This window comes from Rhizobacter sp. P5_C2, from assembly GCF_054049715.1.
On the sequence record NZ_JBFULV010000079.1, the window covers coordinates 1 to 18,759 of the forward strand.

The 18,759-nt window shown below is 69.8% G+C and carries 16 protein-coding genes and 1 pseudogene; 6 read left to right on the forward strand and 11 right to left on the reverse strand.

Translation table 11 applies throughout. The features are described 5' to 3' along the window. A pseudogene (locus ACXJLU_RS24200) lies at window positions 1-215 on the reverse strand (exosortase Q); the annotation flags it as partial. A 9-nt stretch (window positions 216-224) separates the two neighbouring features. Then, window positions 225-2,306 carry a VIT and vWA domain-containing protein gene (locus tag ACXJLU_RS24205; protein ID WP_457335378.1) on the reverse strand — a complete coding sequence of 694 codons (2,082 nt, stop codon included), beginning with the start codon at window positions 2,304-2,306 and terminating at the stop codon, window positions 225-227. A gap of 181 nt (window positions 2,307-2,487) precedes the next feature. Here ACXJLU_RS24205 and ACXJLU_RS24210 point away from each other — a divergent pair, with 181 nt between their 5' ends. From ACXJLU_RS24210 to ACXJLU_RS24220, 3 genes are all read left to right on the forward strand, one after another. Continuing rightward, entirely contained in the window at window positions 2,488-4,092 is a 1,605-nt protein-coding gene (locus ACXJLU_RS24210; RefSeq protein WP_457335380.1) for a sensor histidine kinase, read from the forward strand. Further along, window positions 4,089-4,772 carry a response regulator transcription factor gene (locus tag ACXJLU_RS24215; protein WP_457335382.1) on the forward strand — a complete coding sequence of 228 codons (684 nt, stop codon included), beginning with the start codon at window positions 4,089-4,091 and terminating at the stop codon, window positions 4,770-4,772. Before ACXJLU_RS24210 ends, ACXJLU_RS24215 begins: the two co-directional genes overlap by 4 nt. 160 nt (window positions 4,773-4,932) lie before the next feature. Further along, on the forward strand, window positions 4,933-5,409 hold the full coding sequence (locus ACXJLU_RS24220) for an SgcJ/EcaC family oxidoreductase (RefSeq protein ID WP_457335384.1): 477 nt from the start codon (window positions 4,933-4,935) through the stop codon (window positions 5,407-5,409). Between the two features lie 10 nt (window positions 5,410-5,419). On the opposite strand, the gene creC is transcribed toward ACXJLU_RS24220, so the two are convergent. Genes creC through cysK form a run of 3 tightly spaced genes read right to left on the reverse strand, consistent with a single transcriptional unit; the run spans window position 5,420 to window position 8,503 of the window. After that, a complete protein-coding gene (gene creC, locus ACXJLU_RS24225) occupies window positions 5,420-6,850 on the reverse strand; it encodes a two-component system sensor histidine kinase CreC (protein WP_457335428.1) in 1,431 nt (476 codons plus the stop codon). A gap of 1 nt (window position 6,851) precedes the next feature. Further along, complete coding sequence (gene creB / locus ACXJLU_RS24230; RefSeq protein ID WP_457335386.1) at window positions 6,852-7,586, reverse strand: two-component system response regulator CreB; 735 nt, start codon at window positions 7,584-7,586, stop codon at window positions 6,852-6,854. Beyond that, window positions 7,583-8,503, reverse strand: a complete 921-nt coding sequence (gene cysK, locus ACXJLU_RS24235; RefSeq protein WP_457335388.1) for a cysteine synthase A — start codon at window positions 8,501-8,503, stop codon at window positions 7,583-7,585. The genes creB and cysK overlap by 4 nt, the downstream gene beginning before the upstream one ends. Before the next feature lie 48 nt (window positions 8,504-8,551). Between cysK and hemE the strand changes: the two genes are divergently transcribed. Continuing rightward, window positions 8,552-9,610, forward strand: coding sequence for a uroporphyrinogen decarboxylase (gene hemE, locus ACXJLU_RS24240; protein WP_457335390.1), 1,059 nt, complete (start codon window positions 8,552-8,554; stop codon window positions 9,608-9,610). A gap of 381 nt (window positions 9,611-9,991) precedes the next feature. Next, on the forward strand, window positions 9,992-12,094 hold the full coding sequence (locus tag ACXJLU_RS24245) for a primosomal protein N' (RefSeq protein WP_457335392.1): 2,103 nt from the start codon (window positions 9,992-9,994) through the stop codon (window positions 12,092-12,094). A 15-nt stretch (window positions 12,095-12,109) separates the two neighbouring features. Here ACXJLU_RS24245 and ACXJLU_RS24250 read toward each other — a convergent pair whose 3' ends face one another. Together ACXJLU_RS24250 and ACXJLU_RS24255 are read right to left on the reverse strand one after the other, a co-directional pair. Then, window positions 12,110-12,442, reverse strand: coding sequence for a hypothetical protein (locus tag ACXJLU_RS24250; protein ID WP_457335394.1), 333 nt, complete (start codon window positions 12,440-12,442; stop codon window positions 12,110-12,112). 338 nt (window positions 12,443-12,780) lie between these two features. Then, entirely contained in the window at window positions 12,781-13,932 is a 1,152-nt protein-coding gene (locus ACXJLU_RS24255; RefSeq protein ID WP_457335396.1) for an NAD(P)/FAD-dependent oxidoreductase, read from the reverse strand. A gap of 154 nt (window positions 13,933-14,086) precedes the next feature. Here ACXJLU_RS24255 and ACXJLU_RS24260 point away from each other — a divergent pair, with 154 nt between their 5' ends. Next, a complete protein-coding gene (locus ACXJLU_RS24260; RefSeq protein ID WP_457335398.1) occupies window positions 14,087-14,908 on the forward strand; it encodes a M90 family metallopeptidase in 822 nt (273 codons plus the stop codon). Between the two features lie 6 nt (window positions 14,909-14,914). Here ACXJLU_RS24260 and ACXJLU_RS24265 read toward each other — a convergent pair whose 3' ends face one another. The 4 genes from ACXJLU_RS24265 to ACXJLU_RS24280 all read right to left on the reverse strand — a co-directional run bounded on the left by ACXJLU_RS24265 (window position 14,915) and on the right by ACXJLU_RS24280 (window position 18,697). Beyond that, window positions 14,915-15,424 carry a DinB family protein gene (locus tag ACXJLU_RS24265; protein WP_457335400.1) on the reverse strand — a complete coding sequence of 170 codons (510 nt, stop codon included), beginning with the start codon at window positions 15,422-15,424 and terminating at the stop codon, window positions 14,915-14,917. Between the two features lie 93 nt (window positions 15,425-15,517). Next, on the reverse strand, window positions 15,518-17,002 hold the full coding sequence (locus tag ACXJLU_RS24270) for a catalase (protein ID WP_457335402.1): 1,485 nt from the start codon (window positions 17,000-17,002) through the stop codon (window positions 15,518-15,520). 95 nt (window positions 17,003-17,097) lie between these two features. Then, window positions 17,098-18,075 (reverse strand): AEC family transporter, encoded by a 978-nt coding sequence (locus tag ACXJLU_RS24275; protein ID WP_457335404.1) that lies wholly within the window; start codon window positions 18,073-18,075, stop codon window positions 17,098-17,100. Between the two features lie 28 nt (window positions 18,076-18,103). Beyond that, window positions 18,104-18,697, reverse strand: a complete 594-nt coding sequence (locus tag ACXJLU_RS24280) for an SRPBCC family protein (protein ID WP_457335406.1) — start codon at window positions 18,695-18,697, stop codon at window positions 18,104-18,106. Window positions 18,698-18,759 lie beyond the last annotated feature (62 nt).

Consider the following 18,759-nt stretch of genomic DNA (forward strand, 5'->3'; position numbering starts at 1 on the left):
CGCAAGCCCTGCGCGTGCCGCGCGGCCCAGCCGAGCAACACCGCCACCGCGGCCAGCCCGAGCGGATCGTCCGAGCCGTCGGCCAGCCGACCCGCGGCCCAGCGCCAGTGCGGCCACAGTGCCACCGCCTGCAGCCCGAGCCAGGCGACCGGCGGCATCGCTTCGAAGCGCCCCAGCCAGCGGCCGGTGGCGGAGGTGGACAACACGGTTCCCATGGCGCGGCCTCATGCCTTCGCAGCCACGCGGCGGCGCTGCAGCGCGACGCCCGCCACGCCGAACACCACCAGCAATGCCAGCCAGGCCGCCGGCTCCGGCGTGCTCGGCACCTCGGCGCCGAGCGCGGTCTCGGCCACGCCTTGCGGCAAGGGCAGCGGCTGGTCGACGGTCGGCGCGAGCGCGGGGTTCGGGTTGCGCACCACCTCGTCGATCGCGATGAAGCTGGTGTACTGCGTCAGCAGGCTGTACTTCAGGCCGAGCGCGGTGATGGCTTCCTTCTCGGCGTTGCCTCCCACCAGCGATTCCTGGTCGCTGAGCGCCGCGATGCGCTGGCGGGCCCACAGGTGGCGCAGTGCGGACGAGGTCTGGTCCTCGTGGCCGGCCACCATCAGCTCCTCGTGCCACGGGCCGTCGGCTGCACGGCCGTCGAGCACCAGCCTGCCGCCGGCCGGCACGCCGGGGCGCGAGCGCCACTTGCCCTGCAGCAGCACCGGGCGGCCGCCCAGCACGTCGGGCAGTGCGGCCGGCTCGACGTCGTAGACGTCCAGCCCGTCGAAGCGCGCCTTCAGCTGCGTCAGCACCGGCGAATCGATCATGCGGCGCAGGCGCTCGGCCTGCGCGGCGGCCTCGGCCGGCTTCGTGACGACGAAGGCCTCGCCCTGGCCGGCACGCGCCAGGCCTTCGATCAGCGCGCGGTTGACGCTGCTGCCGATGCCGAACGCGAACACGTTGAACTCGTTCAGGTGGCGGCGCACCAGCTGGAACACCTCGGACTCGACCGTCACGTAGCCGTCGGTCACGACGATCACGCTGCGCGACAGGTCCGCGGGCTTCGGCAGCTCGGCGACGCGGCGCAGCGCCGGCACGATCTCGGTGCCGCCGCCGCCGCTGGTCTGCGTGAGTGCCTGCAGCGCGCGTTCGATGTTGGCGCGGGTGGCCGGCACCGAGGTGGGCGACAGCATGCGGCTGCTGCCGGAGAACAGCATCACGTTGAAGGTGTCGCTCGGGCGCAGGCCGCCGATCAGGTTCTGCATCAGCACCTTCGCGGTATCGAGCGGGTAGCCGTGCATCGAGCCCGAGATGTCGACCACGAAGATGTAGTCGCGCGGGCTGACCTGCTGCAGCGGCACGGCCTTCGGCGGCTCGACCATCGCGAGGAAGAAGTTCTCGCCGCCGGTCTGGTCGTCGCCACGGTACAGCATCAGGCCGGACGCGATGCGGTCGCCGGCGAGGCGGTAGGTCAGGATGAAGTCGCGGTTGTTGGAAGGCTTCGTCGCATCCGCCAGCGTGACGACCGCATGCGCGGTGTCAGCGCCCTGCACGCGGATCTCGTGCGACGACGAGGCGACGTCCTTCACGGCGATCGGCGCATCGACCCGCAGCTTCAGGTCGAACGCGGTGTTCGACTCGGCGCCGGCCCGCAGGTAGGGCGTGGCGGCCCACGTCGGCCGGCCGGCCGCATCGGCCGCGGACGGGCTGCCGTAGCGCGGCCCGACGACGGTCGGGAACACGAAGCCGTACTGCGCGTCGGTCGGCACCAGCAGCTCGGTGTAGCGCAGTTCCACCGCGACGTCGTCGCCCGGCAGGATGTTGGCGACGTTCATCTCGAACACATTGGGTCGGTGCTGTTCCAGCAGCGCGCTGGTCTTGCCCTCGCGCTTGGCGTTGTCGTACTCGATGCGCGCCTGCTGCTTCTCGCGGATGCGCGCGGTCAGCAGTCGGTTGCCCAGGCGCACGTTCATCGCGTAGATGGCGGCCTGCGTCGAGCCGGGGAAGACGTAGCGGGCCTCGATCGGCCGCTGGCCTTCGTTGCGGTAGTGCTGCGTGACGGTCACGTCGGCGATCACGCCGCTGATGCGCACGTCGACCGCGGTCGACTTCAGCGGCAGCCGGTCGGTGCTCGCGTCACCGTTGTCGATGAAGAAGTACGGGCTCTCGCCCTTGCGGGCCTCGGAGTCGTCGGCGCGGGCCGGCGACCATGCGAGCGTGAGGACGGCGGCAAACAGCGACAGCGCGATGCACAGCATCACGCGGCCGACGTGGGTGAGGGGGCGGATCGGGTGGAACGGAACGCGGCGCAGCGGGGGCATGTCGATTCTCCTGGGCGCGCCGCAGGGAGGGCGCGTGGCCGCAAGAATCGACGGAACGTGCGAAGTGGTTTCGAAGCCGCCGCAGCGTCGTGTGAAGAGCGTGTGAAGCCGACTGGCACCGCGTCATGGATGACCACCGCATGACCGAATCATGATGGCGGCACGGGCGATACAGTGGCGCATGTTCCGACTCCGCCTGTCGCTCGCATTGGCCGCCCTGGTCGCCCTGGTCTGCATCCAGGCGGTGGCCGTGCGCTGGGGCGCGATCCGCGTCTACGCGTATGCGCAGCACAGCCGGCTCGCGAGCGACATCCTGTCCGAATTGCTGGAGCTGTCGGCCGACAAGCAGCGGCTGCGCGTGTGGGCCTCGCAGCAGCTGATGGGAGCCGACGCCTCGCTCGAGCTGCGTGACCGGCTGCTGGCGCGGATGCAGACCCGTGCGGCCAACCTGAAGCAGCTGGCGGCGCGCGACCTTGGCGCGAGGAGCGAACTCGCGGCCGACGACGGCGTGCCGGTGCCGCCCGAGGTGCCGCAGCTGGTGGCCGTCACCGAGCTGCTCGACGACAACATCGCGGCCGTCCGCTCGCGCCTGCTGCAATTGGCGCCGCTCGAGCGCGGCAGCGAGTTCAGCACCGTCTGGCGTGAACTCAACCAGGTGTTCGACACGGCCCGCGGCCGTGACCTGCGCGAGCTCGTCAACGGCGCGATCGAACGCCAGCGCATCGTGGTGCCGGCTGCGCGTGCGGCCACCGCGCACGGGCTGGACATGCTGCGGCTGCAAGGTGGCGCGATGGTGCTGGTCACGCTGGTCGTGGCGGTGCTGCTGGCGCTGCACCTGGGCCGGCGGCTGCAGCGCCCGCTCGACCGCCTGCTGGGCGGCATCCAGGCCCTGCAGGCCGGCGACCTGGGACATCGCGTCCTGATCGGGTCGGGCGACGAGTTCGACCGCCTGGCCGGGCATTTCAACGCGATGGCCGCCGAGCTGCAGCAACACCGCAGCGAGGCCGATGCGGCGCGCCACCGGCTGGAGGATGCGGTGCAGGCGCGCACCCTCGAACTGAGCACGGCGCACGAGGCCTTGCAGCACATCGATACCCGCCGCCGCCAGCTGTTCGCCGACCTGGGCCACGAGCTGCGCACGCCGGCCACCGCGATCCGCGGCGAGGCCGAGATCGCGCTGCGCGGCGCCGACAAGCCGGTGGCCGAATACAAGCAGAGCCTGTCGCGCATCGTCGGCGGCGTGAAGCAGCTCGCCGGTGTCATCGACGACCTGCTGCTGATCGCGCGGGCCGAGGCCGACCAGCTCGCGATGCGCTTCGATGCGGTCGACGTGCCGGCGCTGCTCGGCGACGCGGCCGAGCAGGCCGAGGCACTCGGCGCGCAGCACGAGGTGAGCGTGCTTCTCGAAGCGCCGCCGCAGCACGCGACCCGCCTCGCCACCGTGCACGCCGACGCCGACCGTCTGCGGCAGGCCATCGTGATCGCGCTCGACAATGCGGTCCGCTACTCGCGGCGCGGCGGCACGGTGCGCCTGGGCTGGCAGGTGCGCGACGACCGCATGGAGATCCTGGTGAAGGACGACGGCATCGGCATCGATGCCGAGGAACTGCCGCTGGTGTTCGAGCGCTTCGTGCGCGGCCGACGGGCGCGTGCGCACCGGCCCGACGGCACCGGCATCGGGCTGTCGATCGCGCAGGCCATCGTGCGCGCGCATCGCGGCGAGATCCGCCTCGACAGCCGCCTCGACGAGGGCACCACCGTGTGCATCGACCTGCCATGCCCATGAACCTGCTGGTGGTCGAGGACGACATGCGGGTCGCCGATTTCCTGGTGCGCGGCCTGCGGGCCGAAGGCTATGCCGTGCAGCTCGCCCGCACCGGGCCGCAGGGGCTGGAGCTGACGCGCAGCAGCGCGCCCTCGCTGCTGATCCTGGACCTGATGCTGCCCGGCCTGAGCGGGCTGGAGCTGTGCCAGACGCTGCGCGCCGAGGGCTGCCACGTGCCGATGCTGATGCTCACCGCGCTGGGCAGCCTCGAGGACAAGGTGAACGGCCTGCGCCTCGGCGCCGACGACTACCTCACCAAGCCCTTCGCGTTCGAGGAACTGCTGGCGCGCATCGAGGCGCTGCTGCGGCGCGGCCGCGAGCAGCGCCCGCGCGCCAGCAGCCTGCAGGTGGCCGACCTGGTGCTGGACCGCGAAAGCATGCAGGCGAGCCGGGCGGGCAGGCCGATCGGCCTCACGGCCCGGGAACTCGCGTTCCTCGAACTGCTGATGAGCGCGCCGGGGCGCGTCTACAGCCGCGAACGCATCCTCTCCAACGTCTGGGGCACGAACGAGGATCCGCTGACCAACGTGGTCGACGTCTACGTGCGCCGCCTGCGCACCAAGGTGGACGAAGGCCATGCGCTGGCGCTGATCAAGACGGTGCGCGGGCTCGGCTACCGGCTCGACGCGCAGCCCGGCTGACGGCGCACCGCCGTTCATCCGGCGTTCATGTGGGCGTCAGCAGCCGTTCATCGCGGCGCACGGGTCCCGTTCATGTGGCACTCGAACAATGACAGCCATGCATCGCGACGCGGTGCAGCGCCGCCGAGGCGGTGCCATTCAACCCAGACGAGGACTCTTCATGAACCTGCTGCGAGCAGCTCTCCTTCCCGCGATCGGATTCAGCCTGTCGACCGCTGCCCTGGCGCAGGCGCCGTCCACCCAGGCCTGCCAACCCACCGATGACAAGCAGATCGCGGCCCTGTTCGACCGTTGGAACGATTCGCTGCGCACGCTCGATCCGGACAAGGTCGTCGCGAACTATGCGAGCGACGGCGTGCTGCTGCCCACCGTGTCGGACATGCCGCGCACCAACCCGGCCGAGATCCGCGACTATTTCGTCAAGTTCCTGAAGAGCACGCCGCAGGGCAAGATCGATCGCCGCATCATCAAGATCGGTTGCAACGTCGCGCAGGACGTCGGCACCTACACCTTCACGCTGAAGGGCGGCAAGAAGGTGCATGCCCGCTACACCTACGTCTACGAGTGGCAGAACGGCAGCTGGCTGATCGCGCACCACCATTCGTCGGCGATGCCGGAGGCGGGCGCGGGCAAGTGACTGCGGGCCGTCAGGCGGCCAGCGGCAGCGACAGCGTCGCGATCGCGCCGCCGGCCGCGGCGTTCTTCAGCGTGATGCGCCCTTCGTGCAGCTCGGCGATCTCGCTGACGAACGAGAGCCCGAGGCCGGTGCTCTTCTTGCGCGAGTGCGGTCGCGCCAGCGAATAGAACTTCTCGAACACCTTCGATTCGGCGTAGTCGGGAATGCCCGGGCCGCTGTCCTGCACGCGCAGGTCGACGGTGCGGCGGTGCAGCTGCAGCGACAGCCGCACCGTGCCGCCTTCGGGCGAGAAATCGAGCGCGTTGTCGAGCAGGTTCGACAGCGCGCGCTGCAGCAGGAAGGTGTCGCCCTCGACGCTCGCATCGGGCCCATCGTCGACGACGATCGTCAGCTTGCGCGTGGCCGCGGCCGCCTGCGCGCTCGCGGCCGCCTCGTTCACCAGCGGCCGCAGCGCGACCGGCGCGCGCCGCTCCAGGCTGCGCCGCGACTCCAGCGCCGTCAGCTCCATCATCCGGTCGACCAGCTCCTGGATGCGGTGCGTCTCGCGCGCGATGTTGGCGATGAAGCGCGCCCGGTCGGCATCGGGCATCGGCTCCTGCAGCAGCTCGGCCGCACCGCGGATCGCCGACAGCGGGCTCTTCACCTCGTGCGTCAGCGTCTGCACGTAGTCGGCCACGTAGTTGCGGCCAGCCAGCGCATCGCGCATCTCGTCATAGGCCGCGCCGATCGCCCCGAGCGCGCGCCGGCCGAGCCGCGGCAGGCTGAAGCTGCGCTGCGAGCGCACGTAGCGCACGTAGTCGGCGATCAGCCCGAACGGCCGCACCAGCCACACCGAGACGATCACCACCAGCAGCAGCACCGCGACCACCGAGGTCACGCCGACCAGCAGCGTCTTGCGCCGCGCCGCATCGACGAACTGCCCGAAGCTCTGCACCGGCTTGCCGACGCTGACCGCGCCGATGATCTCGTTGCGCGCGCGCACCGGCGCGGCGACGTACATCACCGCGGTGCGGTTGTCGTTGTCGATGTCGGGCGTGGTGCGCGCGCCGTACTCGCCCTGCAGCGCGCGCCAGACGTCGTGCCACTGCGCGTAGTCCTCGCCGAGGTGGCGCTGCGTCGAGTCGTAGACCACCTTGCCGACGCGGTCGGTGACGATCAGCCGCAGCTCGACGCGCGTCTTCTCGAAGCCGAAGATGTCGGCCTTGAAGCGGCGCGCGTACAGCGACTCGAACACCGGCGCGAGCGTCTCGGCGCGCAATGTGCCGTCGCCCGACGAGGCCTCCAGCGTCGCGGCGATCAGGTGCGCCGTTTCCACCAGCGACTCCTCGGCCGACTCGCGGTAGCGCGGGTCGATGTCGCCGAGCAGCCGGTACATCAGCACGCCGACGCCGAACGCGTAGGCGAGCAGGATGCCGACGAAGATCCGGGTTCGCTTCGAGATGTCAGCTCTCCGGCTTGGTGGCCGGCAGGTCTTCCGCCAGCGCGTAGCCGGTGCCGCGGTGCGTCTTGATCGGCTCCAGCGTCGGCGCCACGAGCTTCATCTTCGCGCGCAGCGTCTTCACGTGCGCGTCGACCGTGCGGTCGAGGCTTTCGGTCGCGTCGTCCCACACGCGCTCGAGCAGCGTGTCGCGCGAGAACACGTGGCCCGGGCGCGAGACCAGCGTCTTCAGCAGCCCGTACTCGTAGCGCGACAGCTCGAGCAGCTGGCCGTAGAAGCGGATCTGCCGCCGCCCGTCGTCGACCGCGATCGGCAGCGCCGGCTCGGCCGCAGCGACCGTGGCCACCGGTGCCGCGGCCGGCTTGGTCGCGCGGCGCAGCACCGTGCGCACCCGCGCCACCAGCTCGCGCGGCGAGAACGGCTTGGCGACGTAGTCGTCCGCGCCCAGTTCCAGCCCGACCACGCGGTCGATTTCGTCGCTGCGCGCGGTCAGAAACACCACCGGGATGTCGGCCAGCGCGCGGATGCGCTTGAACACCTCGAAGCCGTTGGTGTCGGGCAGGCCGACATCGAGGATCACCAGCGCCGGCCTCTCTTCCGGCAAGCTCGCCTGCACCAGCGCGACGGCCTCTTCGCCCGTGGCCACCCACGCCGGCTCGAAGCCGTCGGTGCGCAGCGCGTACTGCAGCGTGTCGGCGATGCCGGGTTCGTCCTCGACGATCAGGATGCGCGGCTTCATTCGGTCGGCAGGAAGCCTTCGATCGACAGGTAGCGCTCGCCGGTGTCGTAGTTGAACCCGAGCACCGTCGCGCCGGCCGCCAGCTCGGGCAGCTTCTGCGCGATCGCGGCCAGCGTCGCACCCGACGAGATGCCGACCAGCAGGCCTTCCTCGCGCGCGGCGCGGCGCGCCATCTCCTTCGCGGCATCGGGGTCGACCTGGATCACGCCGTCGAGCAGGTCGACGTGCAGGTTCTTCGGGATGAAGCCGGCACCGATGCCCTGGATCGGGTGCGGGCCGGGCTTGCCGCCGCTGATCACCGGCGACAGCGTCGGCTCGACCGCGAACACCTTCAGCTTCGGCCAGCGCGCCTTCAGCACCTTCGCGCAGCCGGTGATGTGGCCGCCGGTGCCGACGCCGGTGATCAGCGCGTCGACGCCGCTCGGGAAGTCGGCGGCGATCTCCTCGGCGGTGGTGCGCACGTGGATGTCGATGTTGGCCGGGTTGTCGAACTGCTGCGGCATCCACGCGCCGGGGGTCTCGGCCACCAGTTCGTTGGCGCGCGCGATCGAGCCGTTCATGCCCTTCTCGCGCGGTGTCAGCACGAAGGTCGCGCCGTAGGCCAGTATCAGGCGCCGGCGCTCGACGCTCATGCTCTCGGGCATCACCAGCACCAGCTTGTAGCCCTTCACCGCGGCGACCATCGCGAGGCCTACGCCGGTGTTGCCCGAGGTCGGCTCGATGATCGTGCTGCCCGGCTTCAGCGCACCGCTCGCCTCGGCGGCCTCGACCATCGCGAGCGCGATGCGGTCCTTGATGGAGCCGCCGGGGTTCGAGCGCTCGCTCTTCACATAGACCTGGTGCGTGCCGCCGAACAGGCGGTTGATGCGGATGTGCGGCGTGTTGCCGATGGTCTGCAGAACGTTCGATGCGAGCATGGATACCTCCGTCGTTGGACCGCAAATTATGGGCGCGATAATTCGCCGATGTTTGCACCGCTTCAGAACGACACCTTCCTGCGCGCGTGCCTGCGCCAGCCCACCGACCACACGCCGGTCTGGCTGATGCGCCAGGCCGGCCGCTACCTGCCGGAGTACCGCGCCACCCGCGCGAAGGCCGGCAGCTTCATGGGCCTTGCCACCAACACCGACTACGCCACCGAGGTGACGCTGCAGCCGCTCGAACGCTACGCGCTCGATGCAGCCATCTTGTTCAGCGATATCCTGACCATCCCGGACGCGATGGGTCTGGGCCTGAGCTTCGCGCTCGGCGAAGGCCCGAAGTTCGCGTCGCCGGTGCGCGACGAGGCCGCGGTCGACCAGCTCGCCGTGCCCGACATGGACAAGCTGCGCTACGTGTTCGATGCCGTCACGTCGATCCGCCGCGCGCTGAACGGCCGGGTGCCGCTGATCGGTTTCTCGGGCAGCCCGTGGACGCTCGCCTGCTACATGGTCGAAGGCGCCGGCTCCGACGACTACCGGCTGGTGAAGACCATGCTGTACGGCCGCCCCGACCTGATGCACCGCATGCTGGCGATCAACGCCGATGCGGTCGCGCTCTACCTGAACACCCAGATCGAGGCCGGCGCGCAGGCGGTGATGATTTTCGACAGCTGGGGCGGCGTGCTGGCCGACGGTGCGTTCCAGGCCTTCAGCCTGGCCTACACGCAGCGCGTGCTGGACCAGCTGAAAAAGGAGCACGACGGGCAGCGCATCCCGCACCTCGTGTTCACGAAGGGCGGCGGCCCGTGGCTCGAACAGATCGCCGGCACCGGTGCCGACGTGGTCGGGCTCGACTGGACCGTCAACCTGGGCCAGGCGCGCCAGCGCACCGGTGGCCGCGTCGCACTGCAGGGCAACCTCGACCCGAACGTGCTGTTCGCGCCGCCGGCGCAGATCCGCGCCGAGGTCGAGCGCACGCTGCAAAGCTACGGCCCGGACCGCACCGGCCACATCTTCAACCTCGGCCACGGCATCAGCCAGCACACGCCGCCGGAGCACGTCTCGGTGCTGGTCGATGCGGTGCACGAGGCCTCGCGGCGCTGAACCGCGGCGGCGCCGGCGCGCCGGCCGCCCCATCCGACACGATTGGACCGCGTTACAGCCCAGGGGCTTCTGGGGGGAGTAATTTCCCCAGGTACGTTTGCACAGTGCTTGACTTATCCCCAAAACGCTGAATGTGACGAATGTCCCTTGGAACGTCAACGAGCGTCGCTGCCAGATCGGGAGGCATGCGCTAAGTCGTTGATTTCATTGAGTCTGAAAACTGCCGCTAAAGTGAGCAACGCAAGCGGAGCCCAAGCAGATCAAGAACTTAGCGCGGCTCTCTGCAGGTTTCCCACAAAGTTATCCACAGATCTCGGGGAAAGCTCCAAAACGCCTTTTGTATCAGCGACTTAGATGAATTTCCTGTGAGTCACTCTAGCTTTGGCCGATAACTCGCCCCCGCTTTCCACCGACAGCGCCACCGCGTTGCCGGTGGCGGTCGAGACCCCGCAGCACAGCGGGCTGCAGGGCACGCTCGATTACCTGAGCGAGCGCCCGCTCCCACCAGGAACCTTGGTGCGCGTACCGCTTGGGCGGCGCGAGGTGCCCGGCATCGTCTGGCCGGGCGACCCGAGCAGCGAGCCCTCGCTCGCGTTGAAGCCGATCGCGCAGGTGATGGAATCGCTGCCACCGCTCAGCACCCGCTGGTGCGAACTGGTCGGTTTCGCGGCGGCCTACTACCAGCGCAGCGTCGGCGAGATGGCGCTGGCGGTGCTGCCGCCCGAATTGCGCAAGCTCGACGACGCCCAACTCGCGAACCGCATCGCGCGGCTGCGCAAGGCGACGGCGGCAGAACCCCGGCCGGCGGCCACGCCGGCGCCCACCCCGCCCGAGCTGAACGCCGACCAGGCCGCGGTGCTCCAGCAACTGGAGGCGCTGCACACGCCGGGATCGGCACCGGTCGTGCTGCTGCACGGCCTGACCGGCAGCGGCAAGACCGAGGTCTACCTGCGTGCCGCGGAGCGGGCGCTTGCCGCCGGCCAGCAGGTGCTGGTGCTGGTGCCCGAGATCAACCTGACGCCGCAGCTGGAGGCCCGCTTCGCCGAGCGCTTCGGCAGCGGGCCGTCGCCGCGGCGCATCGTCTCGCTGCACAGCGGGCTGACGCCGGCGCAGCGGCTCAAGCACTGGCTCGCGGCGCACCTCGGGCTGGCCGACTTGGTGCTGGGCACGCGGCTCGCGGTGTTCGCGCCGCTGCCGCGCCTGGGCCTGATCGTCGTCGACGAGGAGCACGACCCGTCGTACAAGCAGCAGGAAGGCGCGCGCTATTCGGCCCGCGACCTCGCGGTGTACCGCGGCAAGCTCGAAGGCGCCTGCGTCGTGCTCGGCTCGGCCACGCCGTCGATCGAGAGCTGGCAGCGTGCCGAGCAGGGCCGCTACGTGCGGCTGACGATGGGGCAGCGCATCGGCGGCGGCTCGCTGCCAGCGGTGCGGCTGGTCGACATGAACCTGCTGCCGAAGATCAAGGGCATCAGCACCGCGCTGTCGCCGCAGCTGGTGGCGGCGCTCGGTGCGCGGCTCGAGCGCGGCGAGCAGAGCATGCTGTTCCTGAACCGGCGCGGCTATGCGCCGGTGCTGCACTGCGGCGAATGCGGCTGGAAGAGCGGCTGCCCGAACTGCAGCGCGTTCCGCGTGTTCCACCGCGTCGACCGCACGCTGCGCTGCCACCACTGCAGCCTGACGCAGCCGGTGCCGCGCGCCTGCCCCGATTGCGGCAACCTCGACATCGCGCCGATGGGCCGCGGCACCGAGCGGCTGGAGGAGCAGCTCGCGCAGGCACTGCCTGGTGCCCGCATCGCGCGCATCGATGCCGATTCGACGCGGCTGAAGGGTTCGCTCGAGGCGCAGCTGTCGGCGGTGCACGACGGCAACGTCGACGTGCTGGTCGGCACGCAGATGGTGGCCAAGGGGCACGATTTCCGCCGCATCACGCTGGTGGCGGCGGTCGATCCCGACAGCGCGCTGTTCAGCAGCGATTTCCGGGCGCCGGAGCGGGTGTTCTCGCTGCTGATGCAGGCGGCAGGGCGGGCCGGGCGCGATGCGGCGCAGTCGGGGGCGAGCGAGATGTGGGTGCAGACCTGGCACCCGCGACACGCGCTGTACCAGGCGCTGCGCACGCACGACTACGCAGCGTTCGCGGCGCAGCAGTTGAAGGAGCGCGAGATGGCGGGGCTGCCGCCGTACACCCACCTGGCGCTGCTGCGGGCCGAGGCGCGCACCGCGCAGGCGGCGCGCGATTTCCTGCAGGCGGCGGCGGACCTCGCGGCCCAGTTCGAAGGGGCCGACCAGTTGCTGATCTACCCGCCGGTGCCGACCAGCATCGCGCGCGTCGCGAACGTCGAGCGCATGCAGATGCTGATGGAGGGGCCGTCGCGCGGGGTGCTGCAGCGGGTGCTGAGCTCGTGGGTCGCGAGCCTGCCGAGCCTGCGCAGCGAGCATAAGGGTGTGCTGCGCTGGGCGCTGGATGTGGATCCGCTGGCGATCTGAGGCCCCTCAGTCACTTCAAATCTCGCTCAGGTACACCCGCTTGCGACTGATGAGCGCCCGGCAATCGATGGCGATGTTGTCCAGCGCCATTGCAAACCTGGCTGGACCTTCGACAAGCGGCTGCTTGTCTATCACTCGATCCAGAGCCGTGCTACCCGGCGCTGACATGCTCTCGCGCGCGGCATCCATCAGACCGTTTGCTTTCGCGCGCAGACCATGGATCGACTCTTCGCTCGCGTCGTTCAACGACTCTCGAACACAGGAATGAAGCTCACGGGCCAGCGCCTTGAGGATTTTCATGTCCTGCTTGTTGAGGTTGATGTCCAGGAAGGTGTACTCGGCTTCCACGCGGTAGTCCTTGCTGAACTGTGGTGCTGGAGCCGCTCCCGAGAAGAGGTTTCTGGCGGCCTTTCGGCACGCCTTGATACCAGTCCCGCAATGCTTCGCTCCGGACGAAACTTTCCTGCCCACTCGATAGAGCGAACTCGTGATCACACTTGTGGACCGCATGGATACAACCTTGACTGCTGTTGCGGCACTGCTTGCACGCTCGCGGTGCGCGAGCGGAAGAACAACCTGTGCCGATGCGGGTGAGTGCCGTCGCGAGCCGGGGCGTTCCGCGTTGGAGCGGCCTGTACGGGGAGCACTGTGTACGTGTCCTCATGCGCGGCGCTCAGGCGAATGCGCTACACCAGCAAGCCCGGCACCTGCGGCACCAGCGCCTGCCGCTGCGCGGTCGCACTGCCGAGCAGCGCGAAGCCGAGCAACTGCCCGTCACCGCTGTGGAAGCGCGCATCGCAGCCGTCGTCGCTGAGCGTCACCGTCCACGCGCCCGAGGCATCGAGCGGCGGCGGGCACACCACTGTCGGGCAGGCTGGCGTCTTGACGATCACCGGCATCGCCGGGTAGACGACGGGCGTCGGCTTGCCGGCGAGCGTCGCGGCCAGCGCGCGCGCCTGCTGCATGATCGGCATCACATACGGCAGCGTGTGGCCGTCGACCTCGGCGCAGTCGCCGAGCGCATGCACGTTCGGCGCACTGGTCGCGAGCAGGCGGTTCGTCACGATGCCGCGGTTGGTCGTGATGCCGGCCGCATGCGCGAGCGCGGTGCGCGGGCGCAGCCCGACCGCCGACAGCACCAGGTCCGCGGCCAGCGTGCTGCCGTCGTTCAGCGTCAGCGTGAAGCCGCTGCCGTCGCGCTGCACCGTTGCCACCGAGGTGTTGAAGCGGAAGCCCACCCCCGCGGCTTCCAGCTTCTCGCGCAGCCGCGTGCTGGCCTGTTCGGGCAGCAGCCGCGGCAGCGCGCGCGGCGCGAGGTCGATCACCGTCGGCGCGATGCCGCGCGCCAGCAGGTCGTTCGCGAATTCGCAGCCGATCAATCCTGCGCCGAGGATCGCGACGCGCTGCACACCGTCGAGCCGGTCGGCGAAGCGGGCATAGTCGTCGAGGTCGTTGACCGACAGCACGTCGTCAGCACCATTGCCGCCGAGCGGCACGCGAATCGGGTCGGCGCCGAGCGCGAGCACCAGGTCGCGGTACGCGATCACCTCGCCGCCGTCGAGCTCGATCGACTGCGCGCCGGTGTCGATGCGCGCGACGACCGCGTTCGCGCGCAGCGTCGCGTTCAGCTCGGCGGCCATCTTCTCGGCCGGCTTCATCACCAGCGACGCAGCGGTCTTCTTGCCGGCCAGCGCATTCGACAGCATCGGCTTTGAATAGAAGCCGGCCTGGTCGCGGCTGACGATGACGAGCGGGGTCGTGGTGTCGAGCTTGCGCAGTTCGCGCGCGAGCGTGAAGCCGGCGAGGCCGGTGCCGAGGATGACGATCGGGTGTGACATGGGCGCAGGCCGTGAAGGCCATGGAAAAGCGGTCGCCACTGTAGCAGCGGGCCCCGACGGTTACCTTTGGAGCGAACTTTGGCGCAGAACGCCCGCATTGAATTGCCACCGCCCGGCTCCACGTGGGAATCTCCACCGACAAGGACTCCACACCGTGCTGACCCTCATCATCGTCGTGCTCCTCGTCGGCGCCTTCATCGCCTGGCTGATCGGCGAACCCTCGTGGATCGAACTGCGCCGCCGCCGCGTGCGCGCCCGGCCGTTCCCGGCCGAGTGGCGCCAGATCCTGCGCCGCCACGTGCCCTATGTGCGCGGCATGCCGGCCGACTTGCAGCTGCAGCTGAAGAAGCACATGCAGGTGTTCCTCGCCGAGAAGGTGTTCATCGGCTGCGGCGGCCTGCAGGTCACCGAGGAGATGAAGGTGACGATCGCCGCGCAGGCCTGCCTGCTGCTGCTGAACAAGCGCCGCCCCGGCTACTTCCCGAACCTGAGCCAGGTGCTGGTCTACCCCGGCGCCTTCGTCGTCGACAAGGTGCACACCGGCCCGGCCGGCGTGCTGCAGGAGCAGCGCCAGGTGCTGGCCGGCGAATCCTGGTCGCAGGGCCAGGTGATCCTGTCGTGGAACGACACGCTCGAAGGCGCGGCCGCGGCCGACGACGGCCGCAACGTCGTGATCCACGAGTTCGCGCACCAGCTCGACCAGGAGAACGGCGACGCCAACGGCGCGCCGTGGATCGGCCGGCGCCACCGGGCGCGCTGGGCCCAGGTGTTCGGCAGCGAGTTCGCGCTGCTGCAGCAGCAGGCCGAGCGCGGCGAGGCCACGCTGATGAGCCATTACGGCGCCACCAACCCGGCCGAGTTCTTCGCGGTCGCGAGCGAGGTGTTCTTCGAGCAGGCGCCGCTGATGGCCGAACAGCACCCGGCACTGTTCGCCGAGCTGAGCCGCTTCTACCGCGTCAACCCACTCAGCTGGTAGCGGTGTTCAGCTGACGCCGCCCGCGTGGCGCGCCGCGTCGATCTTGCCGAGCAGCCACTGCAGCCCGGCCAGGTGCTGCTGGTCGTGGCTCGCGAGGTAATGCACCAGGCTGCGCAGCGTCAGCGCGCCATAGCCTTCGAACACGGCAGTGCGCTCCCATTGGGGCGGCTCGATGCGCCGCAGCAATGCCATCGTCTGCTCGCGCGCGACGCGGAACGCCGCCAGCACCTGCGCCGCATCGGCATGCGCATAGTCGCGCTCGATCACCAGCGCATCGGTGTCGATGGACGCGAGCAGCGGCCGGTCTTCGTCGAGCGTGCGCTGCAGCCGCAGGTGGTAGCCGTCGATCTCGATGTCGCGCACGTGGCACAGCTGCGCGAGCGGCGACAGCGCCTCGCTCGGCACTCCGTCCCAGCTGTCGGGCACGAAGCCCTCGTACCCGGCGGGAACCTCGGCATAGAAGGCGGCGAGCTGATCGGGAAAACTGGCGAGTGCGTTCAGGGTGGCTGCGTGCATCTCGCCAGTATGCCGATCAGCCTATCCAGTGGGTGATCAGGATCCCGAAGCCGAGGCCGTTGATCAACATCCCGATCGCGAGGCGGACGGTTTTCATCGCGCGCCCCCTTCGAGCGCCGCGAGCTTGCGCGCGACCTCCGAACCATAGGCCGGATCGGCCTTCGTGAAGTGCCCGATCTGCCGCTGCTGGATCTCGGCCGGCACCCCGCGCATCGCACCGGCGATGTTGCTGGTCAGCCGATCCTTCTCGTCGGCCGGCAGCAGGCGGAACAGGTTGCCGGCCTGCGTGAAGTCGTCGGACTGCCCGCGTTCGTCGTAGCGGCCGGCGGTGCCGTTCACTGCCCAGCCTGCATCGCCGTGGCCGAAGCCGGTGGGTGCCACGCCGGCCGCCTGCACCGGCGCGTAGTTCTGCGCGGCGCTGCTGCCGTTCGGGTCGCCCGCGCTGCCGGCCATGCTGCCGTCGCGCTGCTGGTGGTTCACCGGGCAGCGCGGCCGGTTCACCGGCAGGTGCTGGTGGTTGGTGCCGACGCGGTACAACTGCGCGTCGTGGTACGCGAACAAGCGGCCTTGCAGCATCTTGTCGGGGCTGAAGCCCAGGCCCGGCACGACGTTGGCCGGCGACAGCGCGGCCTGCTCCACTTCGGCGTGGTAGTTGACCGGGTTGCGGTTCAGCTCCAGCACGCCGACCGGCAGCCGCGGGAAATCGCGGTGCGGCCACACCTTGGTCAGGTCGAACGGGTTCCAGCCGGTGCGCGCTTCCCACGCGACCGCCTCGGCCTCGGTCATCACCTGGATGGAGACGCTCCACTTCGGGAATTCGCCGCGCTCGATCGCCGCGAACAGGTCGCGCTGCGCATGGTCCGGGTCGCTGCCGGCCAGCCGCACCGCGTCCTCGGGCAGCAAGTTCCTGATGCCTTGCTGCGTCTTCAGGTGCCACTTGACCCACACGCGCTCGCCGCCTGCATTGATCAGGCTGAAGGTGTGGCTGCCGAAGCCGTCCATGTGGCGGTAGCCGTCGGGCGTGCCGCGGTCGCTGAACAGCATCGTCACCTGGTGCAGGCTCTCCGGCGCGCGGCTCCAGAAGTCCCACATCATCGTCGGCGACTTCAGGTTGGTCTGCGGGTTGCGCTTCTGGGTGTGGATGAAATCGGGGAACTTGATCGCGTCCTTGATGAAGAACATCGGCGTGTTGTTGCCGACCAGGTCCCAGTTGCCGTCTTCGGTGTAGAAGCGCAGCGCGAAGCCGCGCGGGTCGCGCTCGGTGTCGGCGCTGCCCCGCTCGCCGCCGACGGTCGAGAAGCGCACGAAGGTCTCGGTCTGCTGGCCGACGGCGCTGAACAGGCGCGCCTTCGTGTAGCGGCTGATGTCGTGCGTGACGGTGAAGGTGCCGTAGGCGCCCGAGCCCTTGGCATGCACCACACGCTCGGGGATGCGTTCGCGGTTGAAGTGCTGCAGCTTCTCGATCAGGTGGAAATCCTGCAGCAGCACCGGGCCGCGCGGGCCGGCGGTGATCGAGTTCTGGTTGTCTTCCACCGCGATGCCGGCGGCGGTGGTCAGTCGGGAAGTGTCTTGGCTCATGCGGGCTCCTGGTTCGGTTCCGTCAGTGTCAGAAAGCCAGCCCTTCCTGTAAATTCAATTGCTCAAAGACCAGCAATAGAGAATGCCAATCGCCGTCACACGCCGGCGCGCGGCACCAGCCACGCGGCCAGCAGCGAGAAGCTCGCGAAGGCCAGCACCGTGCTGGCCAGGATGATGCGGGCGATCCGGCCGTTGTCGGCGCGATGGCGCTCGGCCAGCAGCGAGACGCTGCTGGCACTCGGCAGCGCCGCAGCCAGCGTCAGCGCGACGAGGCCGAAATCGCTGATCGCGAGGCCGGCCCGGCGCGCCGCGAGCCCGAGCCCGAACACCAGCAGCGGGTGCACGAACAGCTTGACCAGCGCGACCGGCAGGTAGTGCCCCACCGGCGTGCGGCCGTGCGCATGCTGGCCGGCGCGCCACAGCACGGCGCCGATCGTGAACAGCGCGACCGGCGTCGCCGCATCGCCGAGCATTTTCACGATCTGCGCGAGCGGCCCCGGCAGCTCGCGCCCGCTCGCGGCCAGCAGCGCGCCGAGGCCGATCGCCCAGGGCAGCGGGTTGCCGAGCGCGGCCCGCAGCGAGCGCCGCATCGAGACGCCGATGTCGCCGTGCGGCGTGCCGTCGTGCCGGCGCGATTGCGCGAGCGCCACGCACAGCGAACTGGTGAGCAGCAGGTCGACCAGCACGGTGCCGATCACCGGCCCGGCGGCGCGCTCGCCGAGCAGCGCGGCCAGCAGCGGCACGCCCATGAAGCCGGTGTTCGGGAACGCGGCCACCAGCGCGCCGAACGCGGCGTTCTTCAGGTCGAGGCCGCCCTTCAATGCGAGCGCGATCGCCAGCGCCACCACCAGCAGCGCGCAGATGATGTAGACGCCGATCAGTGCCGGGTCGATCAGCTGCGCGAACGGCATGCTCGCGCCGAAGCGGAACAGCATGCACGGCAGCGCGAAGAACAGCACGAAGGCGTTGAGGCCGGGGATCGCGGCTTCGGGCAGCACGTGCCGGCGGGCGGCGACGTAGCCGCACAGCACCAGCGCAAAAAAGGGAATCGTGACGGCGAGGATGGATTGCACGGCGCGCAGTATCGCCGTGCGCAGCCTCTCAGGGTGAGGCGGGCGACGATGCCGGCGCGGCCGGGTGCGGCGCCGCGCCCTGCCGGCGGCGGATCTCGGCGATCAGCTCGTCGTACTGCTTGCCGGTCTCCGACTTGATCAGCGACGGCCCGATGCCCGGCGGCACCCAGCGGTTCGGCACGTATTCGCCGTGGAACGCGATCAGCGTGTGCCCGCCGTCCTGCGCGGTGAGGCGGGTGGTGGCCTCGTAGCTCTTGAAGTCGCCGCTGACCAGGTGCGAGCGGATCTCCTGCGGCGCGACCAGCTCGACCGAGCGCACGCTGTGGAACGCGAAGTGCAGCAGGCCGTGGCGCGCCTCGCCGGATTGCTCGACCTGCAGCGCGTTGTTGTCATGGCCGATCACCGCGCTGCTCTTCAGGTTGGAGACGAAGCCCGCCATGTGCTCGTAGTCGGTCAGCACCGCCCACACCTGCTCGCGCTCGGCGGCGACGCTCGCGGTGACGTCGAGCACCACCTTGCCGTCCTGCAGCGCGACCTGCACGTCGACCGGCTGCGCCTGCACCGAAGGGCACAGCAGCGACAGCAGCAACACGGCAGGTGCGAGGACGCGGCGGACGTTCATCCGCGCGATGCTAAGACAGCCGGCCGTTCGCTGCACCTGCGATTGTTTTGCCTACACTGCCG